Origin of the sequence: Mycolicibacterium stellerae (assembly GCF_003719305.1) — a bacterium.
GTDB lineage: Bacteria > Actinomycetota > Actinomycetes > Mycobacteriales > Mycobacteriaceae > Mycobacterium > Mycobacterium stellerae.
This window is the reverse complement of record NZ_RARC01000003.1, coordinates 165550-180981: the sequence shown is the minus strand read 5'-3', so window position 1 is coordinate 180981 and position 15432 is coordinate 165550. Positions and strand designations below refer to the sequence as shown.

Sequence of the window (15432 nt, the reverse complement as noted above, 5' to 3'; positions counted from 1 at the left end):
GCTGGATGGCGATACTTTGGCTTGTGTTCAATTTCGACCGGCGTGAGTTGGCCGCGGTTTTCGTCGGCGGCGCGATCGGGACGCTGGCCCGGGCGGGCCTGGAGACGTTAGCCGCACCCGACCCCGGCCGATGGCCGTGGCCCACGTTCATCGTCAACATCGTGGGCGCATTCCTGTTGGGATATTTCGTCACCAGGCTCCTCGAGCGTTTGCCGGTGTCGAGTTATCGGCGCCCCCTCATCGGCACCGGCCTGTGCGGGGGCCTTACGACGTTTTCCACCATGCAGGTCGAGACCATCAAGATGTTCGAGCACCGCCACTACGGCCTCGCCATCGGCTACACCCTCGCCAGCATCGCCGCGGGGTTGGTCGCGGTCTATATCGCGACAGCCATGGTGCGGCGGGTCGGGGTGCGCCGATGACCGTCGCGGTGTGGGCCGGCGTCATGGCGATCGGCGGGGCCGGCGCGGTGTTGCGCTTCCTGGTCGACCGCGCAGTGTCCAAGCGGGTCGGCAGGCCGTTCCCGTTCGGCACGCTTGTCGTCAACCTCAGCGGGGCACTGCTGCTCGGCTTCTTCGCCGGGCTCGCGCTCAGCCCGCATATGGCGTTGCTGGCCGGTACCGCGTTCGTCGGCTCCTACACCACCTTTTCGACGTGGATGCTGGAGACGCAACGGCTCGGTGAGGAGCGTCAAGTGGTCGCAGCGTTCGCCAACATCGCGGTCAGTGTGTTGCTCGGCCTGGCCGCCGCGTGGCTTGGTCAGTCGATCGGCGCCGCGCTGTGACCGACTGTCTCAAGCTCACCACGTATTTCGCCGAGCGGCTTCGGCACGGCGACCGGTTCCTGTCCGACGCCCTGCTCGATCTCTACGGCGACAAGGCGGTCGCCACCAGCGTCGTGCTGCGCGGCATCTCCAGCTTCGGCCCGCACCACGAGATGCGCAGCGACCAGTCCCTCAGCCTGTCGGAGGATTCGCCGATCGCGATCGCAGCTGTGGACACATCCGACAAGATGGCCGGGATCGCCGACCAGGTCGCCGCGATGGTGTCGCGCGGCCTCGTCACGCTCGAACGCGCACACCTCGGCGGTTCGGCGCCGACGACACCCGATGCGGCCAAGCTCACCGTCTACGTCGGCCGCCAGGATCGCGCCGACGGACGGCCCGCGTACCGCGCGGTGTGTGAGGTGTTGCATCGACTCGGATTCGCGGGCGCCTCAGTGTTTCTCGGCGTCGACGGTACCGCGCACGGCGAGCGCAAACGGGCGGCTTTCTTCAGCCGCAACATCGGCGTCCCGGTGATGATCATCGCGGTCGGCACCGGCCAGCAAGTCGCCGACGCGCTGCCCGAACTCGAAACGCTCTTACGAGAACCGCTTTTCACGATCGAACGTGCACAAGTGTGTAAACGCGACGGCAACCTGTTGGCCCAGCCGCCGGCTTTACCTCCCACCGACGACCACGGACGCGCGCTCTGGCAGAAGCTGATGGTCTACTCCTGCGAGTCGGCGCTACACGGCGGCGTGCCGATCCACCGGGCCATCGTCCGCCGGCTGTTCGACTCACGGTCGGCCAACGGCGCTACGGTGCTGCGCGGCATCTGGGGATTCCACGGCGACCACCAACCGCACGGCGACAAGTGGGTGCAGCTGGCCCGCAGGGTGCCGGTGACCACCATCGTCGTCGACACCCCCGACCGCATCGCGGCCAGCTTCGAGATCATCGACGAAATGACCACCGAGCACGGCCTGGTGACCAGCGAACTCGTTCCGGCCTTGGTGTCGATCGACGACGGCACGCGGGTCGGAGGCACCGGGTTGGCCAGCTACCCGTACTGATCGATGTTTCGTGCCGCGAGGATGCGGAAAGCCTCTTCGTTATGCATGAGCTGCTCGAACGCGAAGAAAAATGGGACGTCGACGACCATTTCGTCGTGCCGGACCTGCACGACCTGATCGACGGCGGCGACGTCGACCTCAGCACGGTCCACCTGGAGAGCGTCTACTACGACACCAGCGACCACGATCTGCAGTCCCACGGAATCGTGCTCAGACGACGGGATGGCGACGACGACACCGGCTGGCAGCTCAAGGTCCCAGACCCCGAAGGCCGGATCGAGATTCGCACATCGCTAGCCGATGACCCACCGACCGAGCTGAAGGAACTGTTGACCGGCCTTCGCCTCGGCAAGCCACTGGTCAACGTGGCGACGGTGCGCACCGACCGCACCCGCTACCGCATCCGAGCCGACCCGGAGGATGGAGTGATCGCAGAGCTCGCCGACGACCTGGTGCGGGCATCCGTCGACCACCGCCTACTCGCGTGGCGAGAGGTCGAGGTGGAGCTCGGACCGGACGCGCGTCCGCTGGCTCGACGGCTGACCAAGCGACTCACCAAGGCGGGTGCCCGGCCGTCGCGGTATCCGTCGAAGCTCGCCCACGCGATCGCCGCTCCCCGACGGCCGGACGTCGACGGGGACGGGCCGTCGGCATTGGCGGCGTATGTCAGCGAGCAGATCGACGCCATCTTCGAAGGCGATATAGCCCTTCGACGTGGGCAGGACCCCATCCACGACACCCGGGTGGCAATACGCCGGCTGCGAAGCACGATTCGGGTGTTCGGCAAGCTGCTGGACCGCACGGCCGCGGGGCACGTCGACGAGGAGCTCAAGTGGTTCGCCGGCCTGCTTGGTGAAGTCCGCGACCGGCAGGTGCAACGGCGCCGCTTCCGCAAGGTCCTCGCAGACTGGCCGCCTGAGATCGTGCTCGGACCGGTCGCCAACCGAATCAACACCGACCTGCATTCCGAACAGCTGCGTGCCCGCAAACAGGTGGCAGAGGCGATGGATTCGCCTCGCTACCTGGATATCCTTGCGACACTTCAGCAATGGCGGGCCCAAGTGCCTGTCACCACGGCACCGTCGGCCGTCACGCTGCGCAAGCGCGCGGCGCGGGCCGAACAAAAGGCGGACCGCCGGCTGGAGGCCGCGGCGGACTCCGACGACGACGCCTTGCTGCATCGCGCGCGTAAGGCCGCGAAACGGGCGCGCTATGCGGCCGAGTTACGGCGCCAGGTGGACGGGTCATCCGCGGTCAAGAAGGCGGAGAAACACTACAAGCGGATCCAGCGAGTGCTTGGCGAGCATCAGGACAGCGTGGTCGCCTCCGATGCGCTGCGTCGCTTTGCGTTGACTGCCGGAACGTCGTACGGCGAGAACGGCTTCACCTACGGCCTGCTGTACGCCCGAGAACAGCAGATCGCCCAGGCCGCGCGGGATCAGGCCCGCGAGCTTCTGCGCTAGAGCAGCTTTGCCATCCACCGATCGGCGAGCGCGCTCACCCAGTCGGCGGCTTCACGCGCGTCTTCCGGTGGGCCTTCCACGATCACCAACTCGTCGATGCCCAATGCGGCCAGCGACGGCACATCACCGGGATGGACCTCGCGCAGCGCGACGGCGAGCCTCAGGTCGGCGGGATCCCGGCCACACTCTGTGCACGACTGACGCAGGAATTCGACGCGTTCGACGACCGCGTCGACGCCGTCGAGGTTGAACCCGTACCAGCCGTCGCCCCACGTCGCCACGCGGCGCAGGGCCGCGTCGCTGTTGCCGCCGAGCACGATCGGAATGCGGCGGTCGTGCACCGGCTTCGGGTTGACCCGCACCGCGTCGAAGCGAACGAACTCGCCGTCGAAGGAGGCGACGTCGTCGCGCCACAGCGTGCGGATGGCGTCGACGTACTCCTTCGTGCGCGCGCCCCGCCGCTCGAACGGGACGCCGAGCGCGTCAAACTCCTCGCGCGACCAGCCGATGCCGATGCCGAGCGTCAGCCTGCCTCCGCTCAGCGTGTCCAGCGTTGCCGCCTGCTTGGCCACCAGCACCGGGTTGTGCTCTGGCAGCAGCAGCACACCGGTGGCGATCCGGATGGTCGAAGTGGCGGCGGCGGCGAAACTCAAGCCGATCAACGGGTCGATCCAGTCGGCTTCCGCAGGCACCGCGATCCGGCCGTCGTCGGAGTACGGATAGCGCGACGACGACTGATCCACCATCACGACGTGTTCGCCCGACCACAGCGTCGCGAACCCGGCCCGGTCGGCGGCGGATGCAACCGCGTCGATGACAGCACGGTCGGCGCCGCTGCCGATGCCCAGCGCATGCAATCCGAGCCGCATCCGCCGATCGTCTCACGCCATCAGCGCCGCGATGCCCGCGATGAGCAACGCGGCGACCTTGATGACCTCCAGCCCGATGTACACCCAGTGGGCGCGTGACCGCGGCCCATCGCCGCCTGCGAGGACCGCATCCGACCGTCTGGTCAGCTGCGGCCGCACCACCAGCACCTGCGCCAACAGCGTGACCATCGCGACGCCGGCCGCCACGGCTGCCCCGACGGCAGGTGCGTCGACGACGAAAGCGACCGCCACGAGGCCGGCGAGCAGGAGTTCGCAGCCGTTGAGGGCGCGGAAAACCAAGCGGCCGATGCCGAGACCGATCTGCAGGGTGACCCCGGGAGCACGGAATTTCAGCGGCGCTTCGATGAACGAGATCGCCACCACCATGCCCAGCCACACGAAGATCGCCGCGACCGCGACGGCAGATGCCGCACCCACGGCCGAAGCCTACGACAGCGTGGAATCGTAGAGGCATGGGCAGCGATCGGGTCGCAGAACTTCAGCGATGGGAGGACTGCGGCGCCGTCTGGTCGGTCGTCTCCCGGAAACAGGGTCGGGTGACGGTCGCATTGATGCGATGCGACGGCGGTGAAGAGGTGGACCGGTTCAGCTCCGATGACCCGCGGTTGCTCGATTACATCGGTGAGCGGTTCAGCAGCACAGAAGGGTAGGACGCAGGCGTGGACAGAGTGGATGTGGGAAAGCTGACGTTCGCCGCGGTAGGCGAGGCGATGAGCCTGGTCGGTGATGCCGTCCGCCGCTACATCGATCAGGCGGGCGGTGACGGGCTGTGGGTCAGCGCGATCGACCCCGACCTCGCCGACACCGCGGCCTTCTGCGAGCACTATGACATCGGGCTGGATGTCTCGGCGAACTGTGTCGTCGTCGAGGCCAAGCGGGCCGACCGCGTGTGGTACGCGGCATGCATGGTGCTGGCGACCACCCGAGCCGACGTCAACGGTGTGGTGCGCAAACACCTTGATGCGCGCAAGATTTCGTTTGCCTCCATGGACACTGCGGTGTCGCTGACCGGGATGGAGTACGGCGGCATCACCCCGGTCGGGCTGCCGACGAACTGGCCGATTCTGGTCGATCAGAATGTCGTCGAACAGGAGCGCGTCATCATCGGCAGCGGCGTTCGCGGCTCCAAACTGCTCGCCACATCGGAGGTACTCGCCGCGCTGCCTGCCGCCGAGGTGCTCGCGATCACCAAGCCCGGCTAGATGTACCGAGACATCAGGCGCCCAGCGTCGGCGCCCCAAGGCCCGATCTTCAGCGCGCACGAAGTGCTATCCCCGAATTCTGCAGCAGGGTTGTGGATCAGCGCGCGGGAATCACGACCCAGGTGTAGAAATGGCCGCTAGCCGGAGTTAACCATCGCCTGGCGCCACCTCGCGAAAGGCGGTCACCAACTGCGACAACTGCTCGGTGGCCTGTGCGGGATCATCGGGAAGCGACCCGCCGAAACGGATATCGGTGGCTCCGGCGGCGACCTGCTTGGGCACCGCGGCGACGGATGCGTCTACATCGATGGCGCCGTCTGGACCCTTCTTCAACACGGCTGTGCCCTGCACCTCGAGGTCGGTTGGATCGCCTCCCACGTCGGCGATCATCTGCTTCATCGCCGGTACGGATTCTTCGAGGTTGACGATGTCGGCACCCCACGGGATCCACCGAGTGCCGAATCGACTCAAGCGACGCGCCACCCTCTTGTTCACTGTGCCACTGATCCAGACCGGTATTCCCCTGGCCTGCATCGGCTTTGGCATCTGGTGAATGCCGTCGAAAGACAGCTCTGGCGAGTCGTAGGCCGCACGCTGCTGCGTCCAGAGGAGTTGGCAGACCTCCAACGTGTGGTCGAGCAGGCGCCCGCGATCCTCGAACCGCAGCCCGACGGCGTCGTACTCCTCGCGCTGCCAGCCGACACCGACGCCCAGGTCGATGCGGCCACCGGACAGCACGTCCATCGTCGCCAACTGTTTGGCCAGCACGGCCGGTCGTCGTAACGCCGCGAGCAGGATTGCGTTGCCCAACCGGATGCGGGTCGTCGTGGCGGCCACCGTAGTCAAGAAGATCAACGGCTCGAGCCAATTGCCATCCGGCCCTGTCGGCTGCCTGCCACCCTTCATTCCGCCGATCGCGGGATCCCCATAGGCGTTGAGGTTCTCACCAAATACCAGATGATCGGCGACGACGACGCGATCCACGCCGGCTTCGTCCATGGCACGAGCCAAGTCGAGCGTCGCATTCCAATCGTGGTTTGGATCATCGGTATATGTGGTCAGGTAAAGCGAGACCTGAGGCTTACGCGTCATTGTTGGCTGGTCTCGTTGTCGTCGGGGCTATGCGGGACATGCCGCGAAGTATCCATGGGGTCCGTTTCGCCACGAGCGCCACCGCGCGGTCTGACCGTCGCATCGCGGCCCGTGGGCCCGGTGTCGGCGCTGACGCGAGCCTTGCCTCGGCCGAATCACTCTGCGCTCCACAATGATTCACGATCAGCAACTCCCAGCTGCCCGGTACTCCTCGCAGTTCGACGCTGCCGCGATCGGCGAACCCGATGCCGGAGCCGACCACGAGGTCACGCACCGTTCGCGACACGACGATCTCACCGCCACCCGCCTGCCCCAGGATCCGGGCGGCGATGTGGACCGCGATTCCGCCGATGTCGGCGTCCATCAGTTCGCACTCGCCGGTGTGGATGCCGACGCGGATTTCGATACCCAGCCCCTCGGCATCGTCGCGCAGGGCTTCTGCACAGCGGATCGCCTGGGTCGGTCCCTCGAACGTGATCAGGTGACCGTCGCCGGTGCTTTTCACCACCATCCCGTCGAAGCGCGCGGCGGCTTCCGCGGTGCCGTCGCCAAGACGATTCAGTGTGGCGCGCCATCGCTCGTCACCCGCCGCGGCCGCGCGTTCCGTCGACGCGACGATGTCGGTGAACAGCACGGTGCGCAGAGCACGGTGTGACCGCGCCGGTGCCGCATGGCTGCCCGTAAGCAACTCCTCGACCTCGGCGACGACCCTGTCGGGGTCGGTCATCCATGGTGCATGATCAGCGCCGTCGACCTCCACCATTCGTGCGCCGGGGATGTTGTCGGCGAGGTATCTGCCGAACTGCACGGGAGCAATAGGGTCGGCCTTCGCATGGACGACGAGGGTGGGCGCGCTGATCGCGGACAGAACCGAGCGGACGTCCAGGTGGAAGGTCGCTTCGAGCGTCGCCCTTGCCATTCCCGGGCTCGCGCTCATTCGCTCCAACATTCCGAGCTGACGGACCGACGGCGCGGACGGAATGACTGTTCTGAGGGCTTCGCCGCTGCCCCAGCCCGATCGAACGGAGCGCGCGAACTTCTGCGTGTCCGCGATCTGATCGACAGACGGGGTGTATTCCTCACCCAGTTCGACGAGTCCACGGGCCCTCAACTCGGCCGGGTCGAGGTCGACGTCGTCCCAGCTGTTGGACGGCACATACGCTGCTGTGCCGGTAAGAACCAGCGCCCGCGTCCGTTCGGGACGTGTCGCGGCGAAGACCATGGTTGCCGGGCCGCCCTCGCTGATGCCCATCAAGGCAGCCGTGCGGAAGCCGACCGCATCCATGACGGCCTCGATCTCAGCTGCCCTGTCGTCGAGCGTCCGGATCTTGGGTACGGGATCCGAGAGCCCGACCCCGGCCTTGTCGAATACGACCACCCGACAGAACGTAGCCAGCCGGTTCATGAAGGCCTCGTATTCGGGTAGCGCCCAGAAGAGCTCGACATGGCTGACGAAGGAGCCCGCATAGACCAGCTCAACAGGCCCGTCGCCGAACACCTGGTAGGCCAGGCTGAGGTCGCCGCATGGTGCGTACGACGTTTCCGGCACGTCGTTGAGCCTAATTGACACCTATGCGACAGTTCGGGAGATGACAGGAAGCGTTGCCGTAATCGGGGCAGGCCCGGGAGGCCTGGTCGCGGCGCGTTGGCTGCTGGCGCAGGGGTTCGAGCCGACGATCTTCGAGCAGACTCAGACGCTCGGCGGGCAGTGGACCGGGACCGCCGGCATCAGCGGGGTCTGGCCGACGATGCACACCAACACCAGCAGGATCCTCACCTCCTTCAGCGACCTGGAGCACGAGAAGGACCTGACGTTCCCGTCGAACCGCGACATCCTCGCGTACCTGCATCGCTACGCCGAGACGTTCGCCCTGACGTCGCGCATCCGGTTCGGCACACGGGTCGAGCTTCTCAGCCGCAGCGACGCCGGCTGGCTCGTCGAAAGTTCCGGCACAGCGGAGACGTTCGAACGGGTCATCGTGGCAAGCGGACGGTTCCAATCACCCTACGTACCAACCGTTCCCGGACTCGACACATTCACCGGCACGGCAGGGGCGATGCCGACCTACAGGTACCGGGAGTCACATCCCTACCTCGGGAAGAGTGTTCTTGTTGCGGGCGGTGCCATCAGCGCACTCGAAATAGCCTCGGAACTGGCTCAACTCGGCGTGCGCGTCGTGGTGGCCCAACGGCGTCAGCGGTACGTCCTGCCGAAGTTCGCCGCAGCGGTGCCGTCGGATTCCCGGATCTTCACGCGGTACGGAACTCTTGCGAACGAGACCCTCCCGCCTGCCGAGATCGATCGCCAGTTGAAGGAGATCGTGCTCGAGGCCGGTGGCAGCCCGGAGCAATACGGAGCGCCCGCGCCTGACCCGTCGCTGTTCGCGGCGGGCGTCACGCTGGCCCAGCAGTATCTGCCGCTGGTGGCGGAGGGCCGAATCACGGTGCGGCCGTGGCTGGAATCGGTCGACGGCAAGACGGTGACCTTCACCGACGGGTCGACCGACGCCTTCGACGGGATCTTGTTCGGCACCGGCTTCGAACTCGATCTGCCATTCCTTGACGACCAGATACGGTCGGTGGTCGGCCTCGACACGGTGCACCTGGATGCCGACCGCTACACCTTCCACCCCGATCTTCCCGGGTTGGCCTTCGTCGGCATGTGGGACCAGTCGGGCGGATACTTTGTGCCGCTGGAACTTCAGGCCCGCTGGGTTGCCTACACCTGGGGCGGCGTCATCCCCGAACCGGGCGACGGCGAGCTTCGGTCAGCGGTCGACGCCTACCGCGCGCGGCGCGGAACGTCGCAGAAGAGCCGAATGAACCTGGTGGCGTTGTCTTTCGCCAGGGCCGCAGGGGTCGAACCGAATCCGGACGACTGGCCGCACCTGCGCCGCGCCTTGCTTTTCGGTCCGCTCGCCCCGAGTTGCTTCCGGCTGCAGGGCCCAGACGCGTTACCCGACGCACCGGCCCGGTTCGCGCGCGATGCGGCCGCATTCGGTGCGATCACATCCAACGAGTTGACCGAACGGGAACAGCGATACTGGGCAGCCGTGGAGACAGCGCGAGCTATGCGTTGAGCGCCTTCTCGCCGATCACCTTTCGCGCACGCAGGTCGTCGATCTCGTGCTCCGACAAGCCAAGGCCGCGCAGCACCTCGTCATTGTGCTGCCCGAGCGTCGGCGGCGGTAACCGATGATGGTCGACCGGTCCCGGCGTGATGCGAAAAGGCCAGCCCGGATAGCGGTGAACGCCGGTGATCGGGTGGTTCAGTTCCTGGTAGAAGCCGCGGGCATCCAGCTGCGCGAGATCGTACATCCGATCAGCGGTGAGCACCTCTTCAGCCGGAATACCGTGTGCGGTAAGGATATTTACCACGTCGGAAGGCTGCAGCGTCCTCGTCCAGGCTGCGACGGCGTCGTCGAATGCATCGTGATCCAGTCCGACATCGTCGTTGACGGAAACCGCCACCCACGTGTCGTCGACGGCCGTCGGATACACGCCCTGCAGGTAACCGCGCTGACGGTTGCCCTCACGCGGCGGAACCACCCCGTTCATCGAGAACTCGATCACGGGTTCGGCCGCAAGGCACGCCGCGGTCTCGATCTGCGCGACCTCGATGAGTTGACCTTCGCCGGTCCGGCGCCGATGCTCGAGCGCCGCCAGCAGTGCCACCCCGGCGTGCACCCCGACGATCGGATCGGCGGGCCCCTGCAGCACACACGGCGGGCCGTCCGGGTGGCCGGTCACGGCCGCCATCCCCGATGTCTGCTCGAAGTTGTACGCCCAGCCGACGTAGTCGCGCCATGGCCCCTGCAATCCGAACCCTGGCATGCGCACCGCAATCACGTCGGGTTTCAGCGCCACGAGCGATTCGTAGTCGAGTCCGAACTGCTCGACGACCCTTGGCGAGAAGTTCTCTACGACGACGTCGGCGTCGCGGGCGAGCCTGCGAGCGAGGTCGCGCCCGTCGTCCGAGGTGAGATCGAGTGTGATGTCGCGCTTGTTCAGGTTGGTCGCCTGCCACATTCCGCTGCGCTCGTACCACAGGTCGCCCTCGTGGGCGTATGCCCCGGAGTAGCGAAACCCGTCTGGACGTTGGATCGATTCGACCTTGGTGATGTCGGCGCCGAACGCGCCGAGATAGCAGGTGAGGTAGGCGCCTGCCCAGAACGTCGAAAGGTCGAGGACCCTCACATCCTCGAACGGCATGTCTCGGTCGCCGCGGGCCCCGCGCTGTTGTGTCGCACCGGTTGCGGCGGGTTCGCCGAGGCGGGGTGCTGCCCGAACCGGAAGGACGGGCGTCTTCGACAGCCGGAATGGGGCGCCCGGTCGACGGAACGACCAGTCATCGCCGCCCGCTTCGGTGAAGAACCCGCGGTCGCGGTATTGCGGACAGTCCAACACGGTCGCCCCGTCGTTGACGGGGGTGGTCGGAATGCGCAGTGCCTGGCCGAGTTCGACGATCTCGTCGACTGTTCGCTCCAAGAGCCACGGCTGGGCTTTCTCGTAGAATTCGGCGCGCTCGGGGCCGCCAAGCATGACCGCGATCTGATGCTCGCCGTACTCCGGGAGCCCGAGCATCGCGCAGACGTCCAGCCAGTGCTGTCCCGTCAGACAGTTGACGCCGACCCAGCCGTCCGCGGCACGCACAACCCCCAGCACCGGACCCGCTTTCGTGTTGGGAGGCATGCCGAGACTGCGCATCTTTTCGGCCAACAACATCGGGTAAGGAAGTGTCGACAACAATGACTCCATCACCGATACGTCGACTTCGACGACATGACGTGTGTCGGCGGACAGCGTCCTCAGTGCGGTGAGTGCGCTCAACGCGGCGTAGCCACCCGCGACGTACTCGGCAATCCTCGCCCCAGCCTGAACGGGCGGCCGGTCGGGATCGCGCAGGTTGACCCATCCCGAGGCGGCCTGCACGGTCAGCGGTGTCACCTGCCGGTCGCGCAGCGGTCCGTGCTGACCGAACGGCGAGATTCGTACGACGACAAGGCCGGGGCGCAGCGCTTCCAGTGCGGGCACATCGAGCCCGTAGCAGGCAAGCGCTCCCGGCGACATTCCGTCGACCAGGAGGTCGGCCGAAGTGATGAGAGAATGTGATGCTGACGCGTCAGCGCCGAGATCGATTGTCGCCCCATGCTTCCCGGCGTTGAGGTACTCGAACAACCCGGACTTGTCGGGATCCTTTACGGCGCCGGGAAACGGCCCCCAGTCACGCAGCGGGTCTCCGGCCGGCGGCTCGATCTTGGTGACCTCGGCGCCGAGGTCGGCGAGCAGTTTGGTGCAGTACGACCCCGAGATGTCGTCGGCGATCTCGACCACGCGGAGCCCTGCCAGCGCACCCGTCACCGGTTGAAGCGGATCGGCCATGCGGCTCCTCACCGAGCTCAGCGTGTCAACACATGGTGTACACCTGTCGGGCCGAGATCGTCAATTGCCGCCGGCCAACTGGGTTGTGAACCAACAGATCACCGGCTATTGACAGTGAAACTGGCGACGAGTAGACACAGAGGGAATCGAACAGATGCCACTACTCTGTCCGACAACGATGTCGAGGAGGCCGGGGGTTGCCTACAACGTTCCCGCTGCATTCCCCCGACTTCTTCATCGGCGATCCCTATCCCGCGTACCAGGAACTGCGGGCCACCGCACCGGTGTGCTGGAACGACGTCACCGAGTTCTGGGCGCTGCTCAAGTACGAGGACATCCGGTACGTGTCGACCAACCCGAACACGTTCTCCTCGACGAAGGGCATCACCATCCCCGACCCGGTGATGCCGAACCCGGTGCAGGAGGGCAACCTGATCTTCACCGACCCGCCGCGGCACCGTCAGATGCGCAAGCTGATCAACACCGGTTTCACCCGACGGCAGGTGGCGATCCTCGAGCCGAAGGTGCGCGAGATCGTCTATGGGATCCTCGACGAGGTCACGTCGGGCTCCACCCACGAGTTCGCCGAAGAGCTCGCCGCACCGCTGCCGACAAGGATGATCGCCGAACTGCTTGGTGCGCCGCCCGACGACTGGGAACAGTTCCGACGTTGGTCGGATGCGTGCACGGGGAACGCCGACCCGGAGATCGAAATGGATGCGCTCGTCGCCGTCGGCGAGCTGTTCGGATACTTTCAGCAGCTCATCGCCGCCAGGCGTGCCGAGCCGAGAAACGACATGCTGTCGGTGCTGACCACCGCTGAGGTCGACGGCGCCACGCTGACCGATGACGATCTGCTGAACTTCGCCTTCCTGCTGCTCGTGGCGGGCAACGAGACCACCCGTAACCTGATCGCGCTCGGCACGCTGGCCCTCATCGACCATCCAGACCAATGCAGGCAGCTCGTCAAGGACCCGTCGCTGATCCCCGCGGCGGTTGAGGAAATGCTGCGCTGGACCACCCCCGTGACGCACATGGCGCGGACCGCAACCGCCGACGTCGAGATTCGCGGGCAACTCATTCGCGAGGGCGACGTGGTCGTCATGCTCTACGGCTCCGCGAACCGCGACGAAGAGATATTCGGCTCCGACGCCGAGGACTTCAAGATCACCCGACATCCCAACCCGCACATAGCATTCGGCTGCGGCGAGCACTCTTGCGTCGGAGCCCAGCTGGCCAGGCTCGAGGCCCGCGTCTTCTTCGAGGTCCTGCTGGGTCGGTATCCCGATCTCGAGCTTGTCGGCGATGTCGACCGGATGAGGGCCACCATGGTGCCCGGCGTCAAGCGGATGCCGGTGCGACTCGGGTCGGGGGGCTGACCGGTGCATCTGGACTTCACGCCCGAGCAGAAGCAGTTGCGCAGCGAGATCCGGTCATCCCTGGAGACGGTGATGACGCCCGAACGCATCGCCGCCGTCGCAAACCGCATGGAGGGTGGCGACGCGGTCAAGGAGTGCGTGCGAGCGCTCGGCGCCGCTGATCTGCTCGGCGTCGGCTGGCCCAAAGAGTATGGCGGACGAGGGTTTACCGCCCTCGAACAGTTCATCTTCTTCGAAGAGGCGCAACGCCTCAACACCCCGATACCGCTGGTCACCCTGAACACCGTCGGGCCGACGCTGGCGAGCTGCGGTACCGAGGAGCAGAAGCAGAAGTTTCTGCCGTCGATTCTGGACGGTACCGTCGAGTTCGCGATCGGCTACTCCGAACCGTCGGCGGGAAGCGATTTGGCGTCGCTGCGCACCGCAGCGGTGCGCGACGGCGACGACTACGTCATCAACGGTCAGAAGATGTTCACCAGCGGCGCGGCGTACGCCGACTACATCTGGCTCGCGGCGCGCACCGATCCAGGAGTCAAGAAGCACAAGGGCATTTCGATCTTCATCGTGCCGACGTCATCGCCGGGGTTCTCGTGGAAGCCGCTGCACACCATGCCGGGCGTGTCCACGTTCTACACGTTCTACGACGACGTCCGGGTTCCCGCGTCATCGATCGTCGGCGGTGTGAACGAAGGCTGGCGGCTGATCACCACACAGCTGAACTTCGAACGCGCCGCGCTGGGCAACATGGGTGCGCTGGAGCCGCTGTTCGAGAAGACGTTGACGTGGGCGCAGACCACCGAACTCGACGACGGCCACGTGATCGACCAGCCGTGGGTGCGGCACGCACTGGCCCGGGTGGAGGCGCAGGTCGCCGCCTACAAAATCATGAACCTGCGGGTGAACGCGGCGATGACGAAGGGCGTGCTCGGGATGGGTGAGGCGTCGGCGGTGAAGGTTTTCGGCACCGAGCTGACGCAGCAGGTCGCGCGGGAACTGCTCGAGGTGCTGGATCGGGCTGGTACGCGCAAGGGCGAAGACGCACCATTGCGCGGTGCGCTCGAGTCGGCCTACCGGACCGCGGTCATCAACACCTTCGGCGGTGGCGCAAACGAGCTTCAGCGCGACATCATCGCGATGGCCGGGCTTTTCATGCCACGCGCACCACGTGATCTGCGGGCTTCCCAGAACGGAGATGCGAAGTGACTGACGCCGAGTTCCGAAAAAAGCTCGATGCGCTCGTCGGGCAGCCGACCGGCGGGTCGGGTAAGCCGACGGTAGCGCCGGACCCGGTGAACCAGCCGATGATCCGGCACTGGGCCCACGCGCTCGCCGACATGAACCCGGTGTACCTCGATCCGGACTTCGCGGAGAAGTCGCGGTTCGGCGGCATCGTCTCTCCACCGGTGATGTTGCAGGCGTGGACGATGCCCGCACCCAAGATCGAGGGGATCGCCGAGCGTGGCGGTGTTCCGATCGAAATGGACAAGAGCAAGAATCCGGCCGCGTTCATCGAAGAGGCCGGCTTCACCGGCATCGTCGCGACCAACTCCGAGTTCGAGATCGAGCGCTATCCGCGTCTTGGCGACGTGATCTCGGTGACGCAGGAGTACGAGGACGTCTCCGACGAGAAGAAGACCTCGCTTGGCACGGGCCATTTCGTCACCTGGTTGTCCACCTACACCGACCAGCACGGTGAGGTCTTGGGGCGGCAGCGGTTTCGGGTCTTCCGCTTCAAGGCCAACACGGCCCCCGCCGCCGGAACGGCTCGGGACTGATGGCGACGAGGCTGGCTCCGACGACAAGCCCGGACAACGAGTTCTTCTGGAACGGGTTGCGCGAGAACAAGCTGCTGATCCAGCGATGCACAGCGTGTCAGGCGTTGCGCCAGCCGGCGCGGCCGATGTGCCCGTCGTGCAACTCGCTCGACTGGGACACCATCGAGGCCACGGGTCACGGCACCGTGTACAGCTACGTGATGCCGCAGCACCCGCCAATGCCGTTGATGGAATACCCGTACATCGTCGCGCTCGTCGAGCTCGACGAAGGAGTGCGGCTGGTGTCCAATCTGTGCGAAATCGCCCCTGCCGACGTCGAAGTCGGCATGCCCGTCGAGGTCTTCTACGAGACGTTCGACACCATCGACGGGAATGACATCGTCCTGCACCAGTTCCGCCCGGCCAGGTAGGCG

16 protein-coding genes are annotated in these 15432 nt (G+C 66.1%); 11 read left to right on the top strand and 5 right to left on the bottom strand.

From position 1 onward, the window contains the following. Nucleotides 1-23: 23 nt before the first annotated feature. Genes crcB (D6M19_RS06260) through D6M19_RS06245 form a run of 4 tightly spaced genes read left to right on the top strand, consistent with a single transcriptional unit; the run spans nucleotide 24 to nucleotide 3299 of the window. A complete protein-coding gene (gene crcB / locus D6M19_RS06260) occupies nucleotides 24-422 on the top strand; it encodes a fluoride efflux transporter CrcB (RefSeq protein WP_234834721.1) in 399 nt (132 codons plus the stop codon). After that, a complete protein-coding gene (gene crcB / locus D6M19_RS06255) occupies nucleotides 419-784 on the top strand; it encodes a fluoride efflux transporter CrcB (RefSeq protein WP_123024318.1) in 366 nt (121 codons plus the stop codon). The genes crcB (D6M19_RS06260) and crcB (D6M19_RS06255) overlap by 4 nt, the downstream gene beginning before the upstream one ends. Further along, entirely contained in the window at nucleotides 781-1836 is a 1056-nt protein-coding gene (locus tag D6M19_RS06250; RefSeq protein ID WP_123024317.1) for a putative PII-like signaling protein, read from the top strand. Before crcB (D6M19_RS06255) ends, D6M19_RS06250 begins: the two co-directional genes overlap by 4 nt. A 41-nt stretch (nucleotides 1837-1877) precedes the next feature. Next, nucleotides 1878-3299 (top strand): CYTH and CHAD domain-containing protein, encoded by a 1422-nt coding sequence (locus D6M19_RS06245; protein WP_123024316.1) that lies wholly within the window; start codon nucleotides 1878-1880, stop codon nucleotides 3297-3299. On the opposite strand, the gene D6M19_RS06240 is transcribed toward D6M19_RS06245, so the two are convergent. Then, nucleotides 3296-4168 (bottom strand): LLM class F420-dependent oxidoreductase, encoded by an 873-nt coding sequence (locus tag D6M19_RS06240; protein WP_123024315.1) that lies wholly within the window; start codon nucleotides 4166-4168, stop codon nucleotides 3296-3298. The genes D6M19_RS06245 and D6M19_RS06240 overlap by 4 nt on opposite strands. A 12-nt stretch (nucleotides 4169-4180) precedes the next feature. Further along, nucleotides 4181-4606 carry a hypothetical protein gene (locus D6M19_RS06235; RefSeq protein ID WP_123024314.1) on the bottom strand — a complete coding sequence of 142 codons (426 nt, stop codon included), beginning with the start codon at nucleotides 4604-4606 and terminating at the stop codon, nucleotides 4181-4183. A 35-nt stretch (nucleotides 4607-4641) separates the two neighbouring features. Here D6M19_RS06235 and D6M19_RS06230 point away from each other — a divergent pair, with 35 nt between their 5' ends. Together D6M19_RS06230 and D6M19_RS06225 are read left to right on the top strand one after the other, a co-directional pair. Beyond that, complete coding sequence (locus D6M19_RS06230) at nucleotides 4642-4839, top strand: hypothetical protein (RefSeq protein WP_123024313.1); 198 nt, start codon at nucleotides 4642-4644, stop codon at nucleotides 4837-4839. A 9-nt stretch (nucleotides 4840-4848) separates the two neighbouring features. Further along, nucleotides 4849-5391 (top strand): YbaK/EbsC family protein, encoded by a 543-nt coding sequence (locus tag D6M19_RS06225; RefSeq protein WP_234834720.1) that lies wholly within the window; start codon nucleotides 4849-4851, stop codon nucleotides 5389-5391. A gap of 147 nt (nucleotides 5392-5538) precedes the next feature. Here the strand turns inward: D6M19_RS06225 and D6M19_RS06220 are convergent, their stop codons facing one another. Together D6M19_RS06220 and D6M19_RS06215 are read right to left on the bottom strand one after the other, a co-directional pair. Further along, nucleotides 5539-6483: a TIGR03619 family F420-dependent LLM class oxidoreductase gene (locus tag D6M19_RS06220; protein WP_123024312.1), complete on the bottom strand. Its 945-nt coding sequence runs from the start codon at nucleotides 6481-6483 to the stop codon at nucleotides 5539-5541. After that, nucleotides 6473-8032: an adenylate/guanylate cyclase domain-containing protein gene (locus D6M19_RS06215; protein ID WP_123024311.1), complete on the bottom strand. Its 1560-nt coding sequence runs from the start codon at nucleotides 8030-8032 to the stop codon at nucleotides 6473-6475. The genes D6M19_RS06220 and D6M19_RS06215 overlap by 11 nt, the downstream gene beginning before the upstream one ends. A gap of 40 nt (nucleotides 8033-8072) precedes the next feature. Between D6M19_RS06215 and D6M19_RS06210 the strand changes: the two genes are divergently transcribed. Then, nucleotides 8073-9563 (top strand): flavin-containing monooxygenase, encoded by a 1491-nt coding sequence (locus D6M19_RS06210; RefSeq protein ID WP_123024310.1) that lies wholly within the window; start codon nucleotides 8073-8075, stop codon nucleotides 9561-9563. Here the strand turns inward: D6M19_RS06210 and D6M19_RS06205 are convergent. After that, nucleotides 9553-11844: a CaiB/BaiF CoA transferase family protein gene (locus D6M19_RS06205; RefSeq protein ID WP_123024495.1), complete on the bottom strand. Its 2292-nt coding sequence runs from the start codon at nucleotides 11842-11844 to the stop codon at nucleotides 9553-9555. The two genes, D6M19_RS06210 and D6M19_RS06205, sit on opposite strands and share 11 nt — an antisense overlap. A gap of 236 nt (nucleotides 11845-12080) precedes the next feature. On the opposite strand from D6M19_RS06205, the gene D6M19_RS06200 reads away from it, so the two are divergent. Genes D6M19_RS06200 through D6M19_RS06185 form a run of 4 tightly spaced genes read left to right on the top strand, consistent with a single transcriptional unit; the run spans nucleotide 12081 to nucleotide 15429 of the window. Beyond that, nucleotides 12081-13244, top strand: coding sequence for a cytochrome P450 (locus tag D6M19_RS06200; RefSeq protein WP_206428470.1), 1164 nt, complete (start codon nucleotides 12081-12083; stop codon nucleotides 13242-13244). A gap of 3 nt (nucleotides 13245-13247) precedes the next feature. After that, the gene (locus D6M19_RS06195; protein WP_123024308.1) at nucleotides 13248-14447 is read left to right on the top strand and encodes an acyl-CoA dehydrogenase family protein; all 1200 of its coding nucleotides are present in this window, start codon (nucleotides 13248-13250) and stop codon (nucleotides 14445-14447) included. Then, nucleotides 14444-15019: an FAS1-like dehydratase domain-containing protein gene (locus D6M19_RS06190; RefSeq protein WP_123024307.1), complete on the top strand. Its 576-nt coding sequence runs from the start codon at nucleotides 14444-14446 to the stop codon at nucleotides 15017-15019. Before D6M19_RS06195 ends, D6M19_RS06190 begins: the two co-directional genes overlap by 4 nt. Next, nucleotides 15019-15429, top strand: a complete 411-nt coding sequence (locus tag D6M19_RS06185) for a Zn-ribbon domain-containing OB-fold protein (protein WP_123024306.1) — start codon at nucleotides 15019-15021, stop codon at nucleotides 15427-15429. The genes D6M19_RS06190 and D6M19_RS06185 overlap by 1 nt, the downstream gene beginning before the upstream one ends. The last annotated feature ends 3 nt before the right edge of the window (nucleotides 15430-15432 follow it).